The sequence below is a fragment of the bacterium genome, from assembly GCA_028821235.1.
In the GTDB taxonomy this organism is placed as follows: domain Bacteria; phylum Actinomycetota; class Acidimicrobiia; order Spongiisociales; family Spongiisociaceae; genus Spongiisocius.
In genome coordinates this window covers 19807-35233 of sequence record JAPPGV010000142.1, presented here as the reverse complement: position 1 = coordinate 35233, position 15427 = coordinate 19807, and the positions used below count along the sequence as shown (strand labels likewise).

Sequence of the window (15427 nt, the reverse complement as noted above, 5' to 3'; positions counted from 1 at the left end):
CTTGCGAGGAACACCGCTGCCGACGCCGTACCACACCGCCATCCCGCAGACAGACCACTAGGTCGGTAGATGCGGCTCAGATTCCTCAGGGCTCAAGCACTGCTCGACATGGTCACGCTCGTCGTGTCGATGCTGGTCGCCTCCGCAATCAGCTTCGACACCTTCTTCCCCTGGCAGTTCGAGCCGCAGATCTGGTCGCTTCTGATGATCATGCTCGCCGGCCTGGCAGGGGCCGAATGGGTGGGGTCACGGTTGCTGGTGGGTGGGCCTCCTCGGCCCGGATACGGACGGGCCCTGGCGGTGACGCTCATGGTCCTCGGGGTCACCGCGCTGGCTCTGGTTGCCACCCGCGTCTACTTCTCCCGTTCCTTCATCGGCTGGACGATGGCCTGTTTCGTTCTGGGGGCGCTTGCCCATCGGGCCTGGCTACGGCGCCGTCCCTGGGCCGAGCCGATGGTCCTGATCACCGGCGAGCAGGGCCTGGTGGAGGATCTCAGGAACGCTCCCCACGCCGAGGTGGTCTCGGTGGTCGATCCCTCCACGGAGGCTCGCCTGGACCCGCTCGAACCGGGTGTGGTGCTGGGGGTCGACCTGAAGGCGGCATTGTCCTCCCGGATGGCTCAGTACCTCTCCTCGTGCGCCCTGGCCGGTCTGGACGTGCGGCCGATATCGCAGGTCTACGAGATGCATACCGGTCGGATGCCGATCGTGGCTCTGGTGGAGGGCTGGGAGCTCTCCACACCCGTCATCCGGACCGCTCCCTACCTACCGGGGAAGCGGCTCTTCGACATCCTGGCGGTGCTGGCAACTGCACCGATCACCCTGGTCCTGGCCGGCGTGACGGCGGCCATCACCCGCCTCAGCTCGCCCGGGCCGGTCATCTACCGCCAGGTTCGGGTGGGCCGCGGAGGGGGTCACTTCACCCAGTACAAGTTCCGTTCGATGTGGCACGATCCCGATCAGCAGGGGGCGTCCTTCACCAGCCGCGACGACGATCGGGTGGTGCCTGTGGCCCGCACCATCCGGCGCCTCCGGCTCGACGAGCTACCCCAGTTGTGGAACGTGCTCAAGGGCGATCTGAGCCTGGTCGGGCCGAGGCCCGAGCAGGTGGAGTTCGTGAAGCGTTTCGATCGGACCATCCCCTTCTACTCCCAGCGCCATCTAGTCCGACCCGGATGCACCGGCTGGGCCCAGGTCAATCACGGATACGCCGATGGCGAGGCCGGCACCGTCGAGAAGCTGACCTACGACCTGTTCTACGTCAAGCACATGAGCCCGTGGCTCGATCTCGAGATCCTGGGGAGGAGCTTCTGGACCGTGCTCAGCGGCTTCGGGGCGCGCTGATCAGCGCCCGGCACGACTGGTCATAGTCCACGATGGGCGGAGGCGCCGCCGGGTCGCCGCAGGAGGGGCAGTCCGGATTCCGGCTGAACCGGAGGATGCGGAACCGCTGGTTGAGGACATCGAGCGTGAGCAGCCGTCCATCAAGGCCTTCCCCGACCCCGACCAGCCACTTGATGGCCTCGGCGGCCTGCAGGGTTCCCACCACGCCCGGTAGGACGCCCAGCACCCCCGCCTCCTCGCAGTTGGGCGCCAGCTCGGGTGCGGGAGGCTCGGGGAACAGGCACCGGTAACACGGGCCACCTGCCGGGTCGAACAGGCTGACCTGCCCCTCGAAGCGGAATACCGATCCGTGCACGACCGGGACGCGCAGGTTGAGGGAGGCGTCGTTGATCAGGTACCGGGTGGGGAAGTTGTCGGCGCCGTCGATGATGATGTCGTAACCGTCCAGGATGTCCAGCGCGTTGGAGGCGCTCAGGCGCAGGTCCAGGGTCTCGACCGACACGTCCGGGTTGAGGGCGCGGATAGTGTCACGGGCCGACTCCACCTTGGGGTTGCCCACCGTCCGGGTGCTGTGGAGGACCTGGCGCTGCAGGTTGCTGATGTCCACCCTGTCATGGTCGACGAGGCCGAGGGTTCCCACGCCCGCGGCGGCCAGGTAGAGGGCGGCCGGCGAGCCCAGGCCGCCGGCGCCCACGATCAAGACCCGGGACTCGAGCAGCTTGCGCTGGCCGGCCTCCCCGATCTCCGGAAGCCGGATATGGCGGTCGTACCGCTGCATCTGATCGTCGGGTAGGCGGCTGGGCAATTCCCAGGGACCGCCGCGGGCCTTCCACTCCTGGAATCCACCCGCCAGCGAAGAGGCATTGGTATAGCCCATCGTCTGGAGTGTGGATGCCGCCAGCGCCGAGCGGACTCCCGCCGAGCAGTAGATCACCAAGGGCTGATCGGTGGGCGGGGACACCATGTGGATGCTCCCCTCCAGGACCCCCCGGGGGATGTGGTAGGCGCCGGGTATCTTGCCCTGCTCCAGTTCGGGGTCCTCCCGGACGTCGATCAGGATGATCTGGGAGGGGTCGAGCGCGGCCAGCTGATCGGCCGAGATCTCCCTGATCCGGCTGCGTGCCTCGGCGACGAGGTCCATGTAGGAAGCGCCCATGCCCGGCAGGCTAGTGGCACATGGCCTGTATCAGCGGCCGGTGACGGGTATCCAGAGGCCAGTGGGCGACCGGGAGGTAATCAAGTTCCTTGTGCCCGCAAGCCTGTCGGGTGTACGTGTCAACCCCCGTGTGGCACAACATTCATTGAACACCGGCCACACGATGTGCTAGTGACCAACAGCTGGCACCTAACGGCCGAGGAGGTCGATCAGCCTGCTCATGGTGGGGCCGGCGGGAGTCTCCAGCTTGAGGTCGGCGATCCCGTCACAGTCTGTCGGGCCGAGGTTCACGATCACGAACGGCACACCGCGGCGGGCGGCGGCGAGCGGAATGTCGGCGGCCGGCCAGACCGAAAGGGTGGTGCCCACCGCCAGGACCGCGTCCGCGGCCTGCGCCATGGCGTACCCGCGGTGCATCTCAGCGGCCGGCATGGCCTGGCCGAACGAGATCACGGTCAGCTTGATGATGCCGCCGCAGCGGGGGCAGTGCGGGTCCTCCTCACCGGCTTCCACCCGGTCGAAGACCTTCTCGGTGGGCCATTCGGCCGGGCACCTCAGGCAGCGGACGGTCCAGACGTTGCCGTGCACCTCGACCAGCAGCTCATCCGCCAGGCCGGCCGCCCGGTGGAGGCCGTCGATGTTCTGCGTCACGCAGCCCGCCAGCCGGCCCAGCCGCGCCACCTCGGTTGTCGCCAGGTGCCCCTGGTTGGGTCTGGCCTGGCGCAGCGGTGATGTGGACCACCTGATCCAGCTCCTGCGGCGGGCGGCTGCGGACTCCAGGTACCGCTCGAACGTGAAGTCTTCGGGGTCGACGGTGTTCCACAGGCCGTCGGGGCCGCGGAAGTCCGGGATCCCGGACTCGGTCGAGATCCCGGCGCCGGTGAAGACCAGCAGGCGGCTCGACGCTCCCAGCAGGTCGGCGGCCCGTTCGATCTGGTCGGTTGCCATCCGTCAGGATGCTAGGAGGCTTGCTGGTTGCCGGCGGAGTGGGATAAATCTAACCAAGGACCGACAACTGACGACTCGGACCCGGTCTGCTAGGTGGCTGCCGTGAGACGTTCGATCTTGATGTGACCAACCTTCTGCCTTGCCCGGGCGAGGTCATAGGCTGCCTGGAGTCGGTACCAGGTGTCAGCGCCTCCTCCGAAAGCCTTGTCAAGCCGGATCGCCATCTCCGGCGAGATGCCCGACCGGCAGTTGACTACGTCCGACAGCTGTTTGCGGCTGACCCGAAGCCTCCTGGCCGCTTCGGTAACGCTGAGACCGAGCGGTTCCAGGCAGTCATGCCGCACGGACAGCCCGGGATGGGGCGGGTCCTTCATGCCCATGCCGTCTCCTCCTTCAGTGGTAGTCGACCAGGTCGATGTGGGTCGCGTGGGCACCCTCGAATCGAAATACGATTCGCCAGTCTCCGGACACCCTCACGGACCAGTAGCCGGGCGGTATGCGGCGTCGATCCCCCTTTCGTAGAGGAGCTCCAGACCCTTTGTGCCGGAAGTGGATGATCACTCAGGAGTGAAACCTGCCACCACTCAGGTGACAACGCTTCGGAGGCACCGGGTCACACCCCTCCGGTACTTGCCGCGGGCCGCGAATACCGGACCGAGAGTAGATCTCGGCGATGCTGCTGTCGCAGGCGTGGGGTGAGACGGCCGACGTGATGGCGTCCGATCGGGGGGAGTAACGGCCGTACCCACACCGCCCGGCTGTGGAAATGGACCAGGCCCTCCCGGCAGAACACCGACAGGAACACAGGATGCGGGACTTCCGACCTGCGCTTGGCGGCCATGATCAGGCGCAGGAGCTCCGATACGGCGTTGGGTCCCAGGGCGGCCGTCCAGTAGGTCAGCACGTACGGATGGGACGGCTCCACCCCGTAGCAGAGGTGCTCGGGCCAGAGGCGGGGGGTGATCCGGAAGCGTTCCTGCGCCGTCACGCGGAGCGCGGCGCCCGGTAACGGCGCGATGTCCGTGGCGACGGGAGGACGGTCGTCTAGACGGACAGTACCGGGCGCTGCGAACCGCATGCCTGCAATATGCCGCCGACGACCTATTCAATCAATAGGTTATTTTTAGCGCTTTCAGATATTTTTCCCACTCTTGATCAAGAATCGACCAATAGCAACCATGAGAGGGGGGCCTGCAGTCAGATGGCCGTCATTGGGGCACGAGACCGAGCCACAACGGTTGTCACCTAGTACTATCAGAAGTGATAGGGTGAGTGTCAGGAGTCAGCGAGCAGAAGGCACCGCGATGGTGAGCACTGAGTCGTTCATCGAGGCCAGCGTGAACCGGGTCAAGGCCGAAGCGGATACAGAGACAGTCAAGGCGTTGCTGACGTTACAGGAGTCAGCCAAGAAAGACCTTCTCTGGACCCTCGGGTTCATCGTGGGCGTCGTTGGTACAGCTACCGCGGTGATCCTCGCGGTGCTGGCATGACAATATCCCTTTATCAATATCCTCATCTAGCAACCAGCTAGCTACCTATCACCAGCGATAGAGCGCCGTCCGTCGGTACCAGTTCGCCGGCGGAAGGCACCGTAAGCAGCACGCGGTCGACCAATCCGGGATCGTCCGTAGGCTGGTAAAGGATCTCGATGGCCACCGCCGTGCCCGCTTCCTCCTGGGCGACCTGGATGGCCTCCAACGCCTCCTGCGAGCCGAGTCCCTCCAGCACCGGCACGACAAGGACGCTGGCCTCGCCGGCTACCTGGATGGTCACGGTCGATCCTTGATCCACCTCGAGCCCGGCTGCGGGATGCGACGCCACCACGGTGCCCTGAGGCTCGGGTGACAGCACCTCCTCCACCTCCGCCATGAGGTGGGCGCCGAGGACCGCGTCGCGAGCTTCGGGAGCGGTCATCCCGGTCACGTCCGGCACCTCCGTGAAGGGAAGCTCGTTGTAGTAGCCGATGCCCAGGCTGCCGGGGAACTCGCCTACCGGGTACTTCTCCAGGACGACCTCCATGAACTCCTTCCAGATCGGTGCCGGAACCGAACCGCCGAAGACTTGGGAGTAGGTCTCCCCGTTGATCACCACGTTCTCCAGCGAGATCTGCTCGTCCGGGAAGCCCACCCAGACCGCGGTGGTGAAGTTGGGAACGTATCCCACGAACCAGGCGTCCCGGTAGGCCTGGTGGGTCCCGGTCTTGCCGGCCTGGGGCACGCCCTCGATGTCCGCCCGCCGGGCGGTTCCGCAGCAGACCACCCGTTCCATCGGCCTCCTTACGGCGGCCGCCAGGACCGGCTCGATTGCCTGGGTGGTCTCCACCCTGCGCTGGTAGATCACCTCTCCGTCGTCGGTGGTGATCCGGGAGATCAGGTACGGCCTGGCATGAGAGCCGTTGGTGGCGAACGTGCTGTAGGCGGACGCCATCTCGAGCGGGCTCACCACGCCTGCTCCCAACGCCAGGGAGTAGACCTCCTCCAGTTCCGATGTGATGCCCATCTTGTGGGCGGTGCGGATGATCGCCTGGGGCCCCACCAGGACGGAGAGCTGGGCGTATACCGTGTTGACAGATCGCTCCGTGGCCTGCGCCACCGTGAGCAGGTCGTCTACCGAGCCCGCGTTGCGCACCGTCCAGACGTAGCCGCCGTCAGGGCCGCACGGATCCTCGCACTCGATCTCCAACGGGCTGCGGGCATCCCAGTAGGACTGGAGGCTCCCGCCGGCCTCGAGGTAGGCCACCAGCACGAAGGGCTTGAAGGCCGAGCCCGGGTTGCGGCGACCCTGGATGACCAGATCGAACTGCTCCTGCTCGAAGGGCAGCCCGGACGACATCGCCAGGACCGCCCCGGTGTGGTTCTCGACCATGGCGATGGCCCCGGTGGGCGCCCCCCTGCTGTCGGTGGTCTCCTCGTCCGGTAGCGGCAGCCATGTCCGCAGGATCCGGTTGGCCGCATCCTGGAGGGCGAGGTCCACCGTCACGTAGATCCTGAGCCCGCCGCCTCCCTCGCAGTCCTCTTCGTGGGCCGGGCATCCGAATAGCGCCTGGCGGCGCTCCTCATTGGTAAGGCCCAGGTACTCGTCGAACTCGCTGTCGTTGAGGATCTGGCGGCGCACCTCGGCCACCACGTGTTCGGCCCGGCTCTGGAACGGCTCCGGCTGCTTGATGAGGAAAGGCTCCTCCTTGGCCTCGGCGGCCGCCTCGTAGCTGATGAACCCGGACGCCGCCATGGCGTCGATCACATCGTTGCGCCGGTCCTCGGCCCGCTCCGGCTGGCGGCGGGGGTCGTAGAGGGTGGGGTTGCGGATGGTGACGGCCAGGGTGGCCGACTCGGCGATGGTGAGCTCGGCCAGGTCCTTGTCGAAGTACTCCCGGGCGGCGGCCGCCACCCCGTATGCCGACCAGCCGAAGTAGACCGAGTTCATGTAGAACTCGAGGATCCGCTGCTTTGGGAACCGCTGTTCGAGTTCGATGGCGTACAGCGCCTCGAGGATCTTGCGCTGGATGGTCTGCTCGTCGCCGACGATGTTGTTCTTGACCACCTGCTGGGTGATGGTCGACCCGCCCCGCCGGTCCACGCCGGTCACGTGGTCGCGCACCGCACTGGCGATGGCGGTGAAGTCGACACCCTGGTGTTCGAAGTAGTCCCCGTCCTCGGCGGCCAGTATGGCGGAGACGAGGTGTCTGGGAACATCTACGAAGCGGGCAGGCTCGGAGATGCGCCCGGCGTGCAGCTCGGCGAGCAGGGTCCCGTCCTCGGTGTAGACGCGTGACACCCGGGACAGGTCGGGCAGAGCCAGCAGGGTGGGTTCGATCTCGACCTGGGGAAGCCACCGGTCCAGGAGCCGGTCGAATGTCGCGTAGGCGGCGTTGACTCCGAGGAATCCGAAGAGCCCGATCCAGGTGGCGACGATCATCGCAATGGCCACGCTCAGCACGAGAGCGAGCGACCACCGGCGCTTCAGTTCGCCCCGCTCGATGTCGTGGATGTTCGGACCGGTCAACGGAGACCACGGTCCTTCTGCCGAACAACTTGGTGTGCTTTGGCGGCCATCAGCGTCCCTCGCTGCGTTTCGCTTCCTTGACGTACCGCTGCGGGTATGCCTTTGGCAGCGGGCCTTGCGAGGAACACCGCTGCCGTCGCCATACCACACCGCCGTTCCGCAGGCGGACCGGTAGCATGTCGGGTCATCGGCTAGCCAGGATACCGGTGCCCGTGTCCAATTCTCCTGCATCGCCGCGGCGTGTCACCTCCAGCGATCTGGAGATCGACGTGGTCTACGGCCCGGCGTCCCATGGCGATCTCGGCGATCCCGGGTGCTTTCCCTTCACGCGCGGGCCCTACCCGACCATGTACCGGGGCCGGCCCTGGACCATCCGCCAGTACGCCGGTTTCGGCACCGCCCGCCAGACCAACCAGCGTTTCAAGGCCCTCCTGGCCGCCGGACAGACCGGTATCTCCACCGCCTTCGACCTCCCAACCCAGATGGGGTTCGACTCGGACTTCCCGCTGGCGGAGGGCGAGGTCGGCAAGGTGGGGGTGGCCATCGACAGCCTGGCCGACATGCGGGTTCTTCTCGACGGGTTGCCGCTCGGCGAGGTGACGACCTCGATGACCATCAACGCCACGGCGCCCGTGCTGCTGTTGCTCTACCAGCTGGTGGCCGAGGAGCAGGGCACCCCGCCCGAGCGGATCCGTGGAACCGTGCAGAACGACATCCTGAAGGAGTACATCGCCCGGGGAACCTACATCTACCCGCCGAGGGCGTCCATGCGGCTGGTCACCGACCTGTTCGCCTACTGCGGCAAGGAGCTTCCCGGCTGGAACACCATCTCCATAAGCGGCTATCACATCCGTGAGGCCGGTTCCACAGCCGCCCAGGAGATCGCTTTCACCCTTGCCAACGGCATCGCCTACGTTGTGGCCGCCGTCGAGGCCGGCCTCAACGTGGAGCAGTTCGCCCCCCGCCTGTCGTTCTTCTGGAACTCGCACAACCACCTGTTCGAGGAGGCGGCCAAGTTCCGGGCCGCCCGCCGCATGTGGGCCTACATCATGCGAGATCGCTTCGGCGCCACCGGTCCGGCCGCGCAGCGAATGCGGTTCCACACCCAGACGGCCGGGTCCACCCTCACCGCCCAGCAACCCGAGAACAACATCGTCCGCACCACCGTCCAGGCGCTGGCGGCCACGTTGGGGGGAACCCAGTCGCTCCACACCAACGCGTTCGACGAGGCGCTCGGCCTGCCCACCGAACGCTCCGCCACCATCGCCCTGCGCACCCAGCAGATCCTCTCGGCGGAGTCGGGTCTCGCGGACACGGCCGATCCCCTGGCGGGTTCCTACTACGTGGAGAGCCTCACGGACCGCCTGGAGGAGGCTGCCGGGGGGATCATCGAGAAGATCGATCGGCTGGGTGGGGCGGTGGCCGCCATCGAGCAGGGCTTCCCGCAGAGGGAGATCGAGGAGGCCTCCTACCGGGCCTCGATACGGGTCGAGAGCGGGCAGGACACGGTGGTCGGGGTGAACCGGTTCACCGACGATGCCGGTCCGGCGGTCCAAGCCCTGAGCGTCGACCCGGCCCTCGAAGCCGACCAGCGGTCGAGGGTGAGGGAGTGGCGCGCCGATCGCGACCAGGATGCGGTGGATCGATCACTGGAACGGCTGGCCGAGACAGCCCGAGGAGCGGGCAATATCATGTACCCGATGAAAGATGCTCTGGCCGAAGGCGCCACGCTGGGCGAAGTCTCCGATGCCCTGCGGCGGGTCTTCGGCGTGCACCGTGCCCGGTAACGGGGTTCGGGTTCCGACCGGAAGGATGGAGGCAGGCGGATGAATCGCGAGGACTCGTCTCTGCGGTTCCTGATTGTCGGCGCCGGGCCTGCGGGCAGCGCGGCAGCCTCGACTGCGGCTGCGCTGGGCGCCGATGTCACCCTGGTCGAGGACTCCGTGGTGGGCGGCGCCGCCCATCTCCGGGACTGCATACCCTCGAAGGCGATGGTGGCCACGTCCGTCCGGATGAAGGCGATTCACAACGCGGCGGACCTGGGGATTGTGGGCCCGGGCGCAGGGGTGGACCTCGGCCGTCTGGCTGATCGCATCCAGGCGATAGCGATGGCCATCTCGAACCGTTCGGTCGATCTGCTGGAGAGCCAGGGAGTCGAGATAGTCCGTGGCCGGGGCCGGTTCGTGGGCCCCAACCTGGCGAGTGTGACAGTCGACGGGATCGAGACGACCATCCCCTTCGATGCCGCCCTGGTCTCCACCGGATCGCGGCCGCGCGTCCCCGAGTGGGCCCAGGTGGACGGGGAGCGGATCCTGACGACGCGCCATGTCTACGACCTGCCCGCCCCTCCCGAGCACGTGGTGGTGATCGGATCGGGCGTGACCGGGGTGGAGATGGTCCATATCTTCGAGAGCCTCGGATGCAAGGTGTCGCTCCTGGTGAGCCGCCACCACGTCCTCCCGCACCGGGACGCCGAGGTGGCCGCGGCCTTGGAGGTCAACTTCCTGGAGCGGGGCGTCGGGCTCCTGAAGGGTGCCCGGGCGGTGGGAATCGAACGTACCGGGGACGGAGTGGCAGTGCATGTCGAGGACGGTCGCCGGGTCGACGGGAGCCACGCCCTGCTGGCGGTGGGGGCGATGCCGATGACCGAGGGGCTGGGCCTGGACGAGGCCGGGGTCAAGACCGACCAGGGCTTCATCGTGGTGGACGAGTACCAGCGTACCTCGGCTCCGCACATCTACGCCGCGGGTGACGTCACCGGCCAGATGCTCCTGTCGTCGGTGGCCAACCAGCAGGGGCGGAACCTGGGCCGGCATGTCACGGGCCATCCCGGCCAGTCCATCGACTACTCGCACGTGGCCCAAGCCATCTTCACAGAGCCGGAGATCGCTTCCGTCGGTCTGGAGGAAGCGGACGCCGCGGCGGAGGGCCGCAAGGTTCGTATCACCAAGGTGCCCTTCACCGCCAATCCCCGCAGCCTCATCCACGGGAGCACGGGAGGCTTCGCCAAGGTGGTGTCCGATCCGGCCACCAGGGTGGTGCTGGGCGGGACCATCGTCGGGCACAGGGCGTCGGAGCTGATCGGGATCCTGGCCCTGGCCACCAGGGGGAGGATCAAGGTCGAGACCCTGAGGGAGACCCTCATGGTCCATCCCACCCTCTCGGAGTCGATCTCCGACGCCGGCGACTAGCAGTAAGTAGCAGGACTGATGTCACCGTCCTGCGGGCCCCCGCCCGGTTGGTGAAGGTACGCGTCAGGCCCGTCCGTAGACGGGGACCACCGCCCCTGACATGACACCCGATTCTCCGGTCAGGATGAACTCCGCCACCGCTGCGATCTCGTCAGGGGTGGGCCATTTGACGTACTCCGCGAAGGGCAGTGCGCGGCGGGTGGCCGGCGTGTCCATCACCGACGGCAGGATCACGTTGACGGTGACGTCGGCGTCCTCCAGTTCCGCCGCGGCGGTCTTGGCCAGGGCTACCACGCCCGCCTTGGCGATGTTGAAGGCAGCCTGCCCGGGTGGGTTGTCCACCACGGCCCGGCTTCCGACCAGCAGGATGCGGCCTCCGCCGGCCTCGAGATGGGGGACGGCGGCACGCACGGTGTAGAAGGCCGACCGCAGGTTGAGGTCGATCATCCAGTCGAACCGCACATTGTCGGTGTCCTTCACATCCCTTCCGGCGGCCCAGCCTCCCACCAGCGAGGCAACGGCGTCGATACGCCCGAACCGGTCCGCCACCCTGGCCAGGAAGTCCTCGACCTCCCCGGACTCCGTGGCGTTGACGCGACGGAGGACCAGTTGATCCTCATCGAAAGGAAACCGTTCCTCGAACTCGTCCGTGTCGATGGGTCTGAGATAGGTGGCGCCGATACGGTAGCCCTGGCGGATCAGCCGCCCGGTGAGGGCGGCGCCGAGCCCGCTGGTGGCGCCGACGATTACTGCTACGGGGTCGCTCATGATGAGGTCAGGATATAACGATCGGATCTGTGGCGCGACCATTCCCTGATCTGTCCACGATCCACAGATCGGCGACGTTGGTTCCCGTTCTCCCGGTCCGGAGCAACCCGCCTGCCGCCTCCAGATATGCATAGGAGTCACAGGCGTCCAGGTGGCTCCGGGCCAGCGCCGGATCGGTGACCGTGGCGCCGTCCACGCAACCGCCGGCCGCGTCGGTCGGGCCGTCCACGCCGTCGGTTCCGAAGGCGAGAAACCGGTGCCGACTCCCGGCGATCTCGATGCCGGCGGTGACGGCGGCGTGCTGGCTGCGACCGCCCTTGCCCGGCCCGCGCACCTCTACGGTGGTCTCACCGGCCAGGACCCGGACCGTGGCCTCCGGGGTGGTGGCCAATTCCCTCAGCACGGCATCTTCGGTGTCCCCGGCCAGCCGCGCCGGGGCCGGCGACACGTCCAGGCCGGCTGCGGACAGGAACCGGACCGCCGCCCGACCTGCGGTCATCCCGTCAGCGAGGATCAGGGCGAGATCGCTCCCCGACCCTTGCCGAGCATCGGAGCCCTCGACCGCTCCGGCGATGACGCGCCGGGCCCGATCCGCCGCGCCACCCCGGATGGAGTACCGGTCGAGTATCTCGCCCGGGCGGGCCGGGCTACGAGGTGGGGTCACGGTGGGGCCGGAGGCCACCACCGCCGGATCATCGCCCACGTCGGAGACCACCAGCGTGACCACCGGGCTGCGGCAGTGCGCCGCCAACCGCCCGGCCTTGACCAGCGAGACCGCCTGGCGGACCTGGTTGATCGTCTCGATGGGGGCGCCCGAGCGGATCAGCTGGGCGTTCAGGTTCTGGATGTCGTCGAGGCTGAGGCCCTCGGCCGGCGCCTCCAGCAGGGCCGATCCGCCCCCGGACACGAGAGCCAGCAGGAGCTCGTCGGGCGCCACGCCCCGGGCTAGGTCGATGGCGCGCTCGGCCGCCTTGACGCTCCCTTCATCCGGAACCGGATGGCCCCCCACCACCACCTCCGCCCAATCGGGCGCCGTTTCGGTCTGGTCGGTCACCACCAGACCGCGCGACACCAGCGGTCCCAGGGTGTCCGCCGCGCCGCGGCTCATTCCGGTTGCCGCCTTGCCGACCGCCAGCACCGCCACTGTCCGGGCGGCGATGAAACGGCCGCCGGCGAGAACCCCATCCTCGGTGGGAGCGAGCGCGGAGCGCACCAGCCGGCGCGGGTCCACCGCCTCCAATGCCGCATCCACGGCGCCGAGCAGGCGGCCCATGGCTCGGGGATTGATGGCCCGGAGGTCACCGATCCGGTCGCCGGCCAGTCCCATCAGGGTGTGATCCGCTTGAACGCCTCGGCTCGGGATAGGCCGGCCCCGTTACCGACCGTCCGGGCGCGGTCGTCGATCTCGAGGTGGAACGCCTCGGTCGCCTCCAGCGAGTCCCCGGCGCCGTCCATCGTGGTGGTGGCCTGGCTGGAATGTGACAGCAGGGCGGCCACCTTGTGGTCGACGAAGCCGGTCACGTCCTCGTAATGATCTGCCTCGTCCGCGGCCCAGAGCAGCAGGGCCGAGGGACGGTGGTGGGTCAGGCCATCGGTCAGCTGCTCGGGGAAGAAGAGGTGGTCCCGGGCAGCCACCACCCCGTCGATGGCCGCCCAGCCGGTCGCCCGGTGGTCGGGATGCAGCATGTAGCGGCGCCACGGATCGTGCGTCAGAACCACGTCGGGGCGCAAACGGCGGATCCACAGGCACACCTCGGCGCGCAGCTCCATTGTGTACTCCAGCTCACCGTCGACGTGGGAGAGGTTGAGGGTGCTGTCCACGCCAAGGGCCTCGGCGGCGCGGGTCTGCTCGTTCATCCTCATTCGGACCAGGTCGGACGGCCTGAGTGAAGGGTCCCACGATCCCTTTGAGCCGTCGGTCAGCACCAGGATGGTCGCCTGCGTCCCGGCGGCCGCCCACTTGGCCAGCGTCCCACCGGCTCCGAACTCGGCATCATCAGGATGTGCGCCGATGGCCAGCGCTCGCGTCGGGACCGGCAGGTCGGAGGTCATGCTCTGCTCGGGGACGCGGTAATCGACCATCGCCCGGAGCCTAGGCATATGCCTAGGGGGCCCAGCTCCATGGTGGTCTCCCGGGGGTCGTACCGGACCCGGCCTCCGGCTCGGTACGAGCTATGTCCCGGACGGAAGTACGCTCGGATGGTGCGGAACCCTTCTTTCCCGCAGTCCCCTAACCCCCTCGGGTCCGGCCAGGCCCTACCCGGGACCTGGACGCGCGCCGACTCTCTCCGAGCCTTGATGGAGGCCCGGCTGTTCGACATGGTCGTAATCGGCGGGGGAGTGATCGGTGCCGCGGTGGCCAGGGATGCGGCGAGCCGGGGCCTGTCGGTGGCATTGGTCGAGAAGGACGACTTCGCCGGCGCAACCTCGAGCAGGTCCACCAAGTTGTTGCACGGGGGTATCCGGTACCTACCCCACATGCGGTTGGGGCTTATCCGCCAGGGCCTGCGCGAACAGGACGTATGGCGCCGGACGGCCGACTACCTCTACTCCGACCTGGATTTCGTCATACCTCTCTTCAGTGGCCGGGGGGTCCTGGATCTCCCGCGCTGGCTGACGGCGGGACCTCTGGCTTCCCTCAGCCTCAGAGCGGGACTGTCGCTGTACGACCGTCTGGGCGGGAGGCGGGGACCCGACAGGCATCGAAGGCTGCGGAAGGCGGACCTGGAGAGGTCCTTCCCCAAGCTGCGCTCCGAGTCACTGATGGAAGGGTTCTCCTACCGGGATGCCCTGACCGATGACTCCCGGCTGACCGTTGCGTTCCTCAAGACGGCGGTGGCGCTTCACGGGGCCGTGGCGATCTCCCGGATGGCTGCCCGCTCGATCGACCTGGCCGGCGACGAGCTCAGGGTCGGGTTGACGGACAACGACCCGGACGGCGATGGCCGACCGGTTTTGATCCGGGCCAGGACCGTTATCTCGGCCACGTGGGCGTTCGATCCTCCTCCGCTCGACGGGCGATCTCCGGACGTGTCCCGACGCCTGTCCAAGGGGGTTCACCTGGTCTACAGGGCTCGCGACCTCGGCGTCGAGAAGAAGGCCCTGGTACTCCCCGAGACCGATGACGGGCGCCTCCTGTTCGTGGTTCCGTGGCGAGGATTGGCACTGCTCGGGACCACGGACACCCCGTACGAGGCCGATCCGGACCGGGTCCGCCCCGACGAGGACGATATCGAGTACCTGGAGCGGCACTTGGTCCGCTACCTGGACCACTCCGCTTCTCCATTAGCGGCCTTCGCCGGCCTCCGCACCCTGGCAGGGGACCGCGGGCACGTCTCCGCCGCCTCCCGGGAGCACCGGATCGTCGAGCGGGCGCCCGGTGTATTCGCCGTGGTCGGGGGCAAGCTGAGCTCGGCCCGCGTGATCGGAGCGGAGGCGGTTGATCGTGCCTGCGCCCGTCTGCGCATCGACCGGCGATCCCGGACCGCCGGCGAGCCGCTCGTCGGCGCGGGCGTGGATGCCGGCCTCCGGGAGCGGCTCCGGACCGGCCTGGCACGCATCCAGGTACCGGAGGACTACGCCGACGATCTGATCGGGCGCTACGGCACCGAGGCCGGCGTGGTGCTTCGCATCCTGGAACAGCGCCCGGCTTGGCGAAGCCTGATGACCTCGGCTCGGGTCTCGTTGGCAGAGGTCGCCTACACCGCTCTCCATGAATCGGTGGCGTCGATCGGTGACTTCGCGTTGCGCCGGACCCGGCTCGCCTGGGGCAGCCCCGATCATGGCCGGTCGCATGCGGAGCGGATGGCCTCGACGCTGTCGTCGGTGCTGGACTGGCCCTCCCACCGAGCAACGAATGAGATGGCCGGCTACGCGGACGAGCTGTCCGCCCTCGGCCTCCGAGTCCATCTTCGGGGGGACCGTTAGCCGTGCCCGCGGGTTCGCTTCGCGGAAAGAAACCGGCGATTACCGGCGGGATGAGCGCTCGGCCCGATAGTGTGGGGCCAACGACCGCAGG

At 67.8% G+C, this 15427-nt stretch carries 13 protein-coding genes; 5 read left to right on the top strand and 8 right to left on the bottom strand.

Annotated features, from left to right (window positions below):
• Nucleotides 1-69: 69 nt before the first annotated feature.
• Nucleotides 70-1344, top strand: coding sequence for a sugar transferase (locus OXK16_14450; GenBank protein MDE0377145.1), 1275 nt, complete (start codon nt 70-72; stop codon nt 1342-1344).
• Here OXK16_14450 and moeB read toward each other — a convergent pair.
• From moeB to OXK16_14430, 4 genes are all read right to left on the bottom strand, one after another.
• Nucleotides 1322-2500 carry a molybdopterin-synthase adenylyltransferase MoeB gene (moeB, locus tag OXK16_14445; GenBank protein ID MDE0377144.1) on the bottom strand — a complete coding sequence of 393 codons (1179 nt, stop codon included), beginning with the start codon at nt 2498-2500 and terminating at the stop codon, nt 1322-1324. The two genes, OXK16_14450 and moeB, sit on opposite strands and share 23 nt — an antisense overlap.
• Before the next feature lie 189 nt (nt 2501-2689).
• Nucleotides 2690-3448, bottom strand: coding sequence for a Sir2 family NAD-dependent protein deacetylase (locus tag OXK16_14440; protein MDE0377143.1), 759 nt, complete (start codon nt 3446-3448; stop codon nt 2690-2692).
• A gap of 89 nt (nt 3449-3537) precedes the next feature.
• The gene (locus OXK16_14435) at nt 3538-3828 is read right to left on the bottom strand and encodes a HigA family addiction module antitoxin (protein ID MDE0377142.1); all 291 of its coding nucleotides are present in this window, start codon (nt 3826-3828) and stop codon (nt 3538-3540) included.
• 233 nt (nt 3829-4061) lie between these two features.
• Nucleotides 4062-4526 carry a hypothetical protein gene (locus OXK16_14430; GenBank protein ID MDE0377141.1) on the bottom strand — a complete coding sequence of 155 codons (465 nt, stop codon included), beginning with the start codon at nt 4524-4526 and terminating at the stop codon, nt 4062-4064.
• A gap of 226 nt (nt 4527-4752) precedes the next feature.
• Between OXK16_14430 and OXK16_14425 the strand changes: the two genes are divergently transcribed.
• The gene (locus OXK16_14425) at nt 4753-4938 is read left to right on the top strand and encodes a hypothetical protein (protein MDE0377140.1); all 186 of its coding nucleotides are present in this window, start codon (nt 4753-4755) and stop codon (nt 4936-4938) included.
• A gap of 37 nt (nt 4939-4975) precedes the next feature.
• Here the strand turns inward: OXK16_14425 and OXK16_14420 are convergent, their stop codons facing one another.
• A complete protein-coding gene (locus OXK16_14420; GenBank protein MDE0377139.1) occupies nt 4976-7450 on the bottom strand; it encodes a transglycosylase domain-containing protein in 2475 nt (824 codons plus the stop codon).
• A 257-nt stretch (nt 7451-7707) separates the two neighbouring features.
• Here OXK16_14420 and OXK16_14415 point away from each other — a divergent pair, with 257 nt between their 5' ends.
• A complete protein-coding gene (locus OXK16_14415) occupies nt 7708-9237 on the top strand; it encodes a methylmalonyl-CoA mutase family protein (GenBank protein ID MDE0377138.1) in 1530 nt (509 codons plus the stop codon).
• 39 nt (nt 9238-9276) lie between these two features.
• On the top strand, nt 9277-10641 hold the full coding sequence (locus OXK16_14410; protein MDE0377137.1) for an FAD-dependent oxidoreductase: 1365 nt from the start codon (nt 9277-9279) through the stop codon (nt 10639-10641).
• Between the two features lie 63 nt (nt 10642-10704).
• On the opposite strand, the gene OXK16_14405 is transcribed toward OXK16_14410, so the two are convergent.
• The 3 genes from OXK16_14405 to OXK16_14395 are packed head-to-tail and all read right to left on the bottom strand — an operon-like array spanning nt 10705 to nt 13491.
• A complete protein-coding gene (locus OXK16_14405; protein ID MDE0377136.1) occupies nt 10705-11409 on the bottom strand; it encodes an SDR family oxidoreductase in 705 nt (234 codons plus the stop codon).
• Nucleotides 11410-11416: 7 nt separating this feature from the next.
• Nucleotides 11417-12736, bottom strand: a complete 1320-nt coding sequence (locus tag OXK16_14400) for a DUF4147 domain-containing protein (GenBank protein MDE0377135.1) — start codon at nt 12734-12736, stop codon at nt 11417-11419.
• Entirely contained in the window at nt 12736-13491 is a 756-nt protein-coding gene (locus OXK16_14395) for a PIG-L family deacetylase (protein ID MDE0377134.1), read from the bottom strand. Before OXK16_14395 ends, OXK16_14400 begins: the two co-directional genes overlap by 1 nt.
• 216 nt (nt 13492-13707) lie before the next feature.
• Here OXK16_14395 and OXK16_14390 point away from each other — a divergent pair, with 216 nt between their 5' ends.
• Entirely contained in the window at nt 13708-15336 is a 1629-nt protein-coding gene (locus OXK16_14390) for a glycerol-3-phosphate dehydrogenase/oxidase (protein ID MDE0377133.1), read from the top strand.
• Nucleotides 15337-15427: the final 91 nt, after the last annotated feature.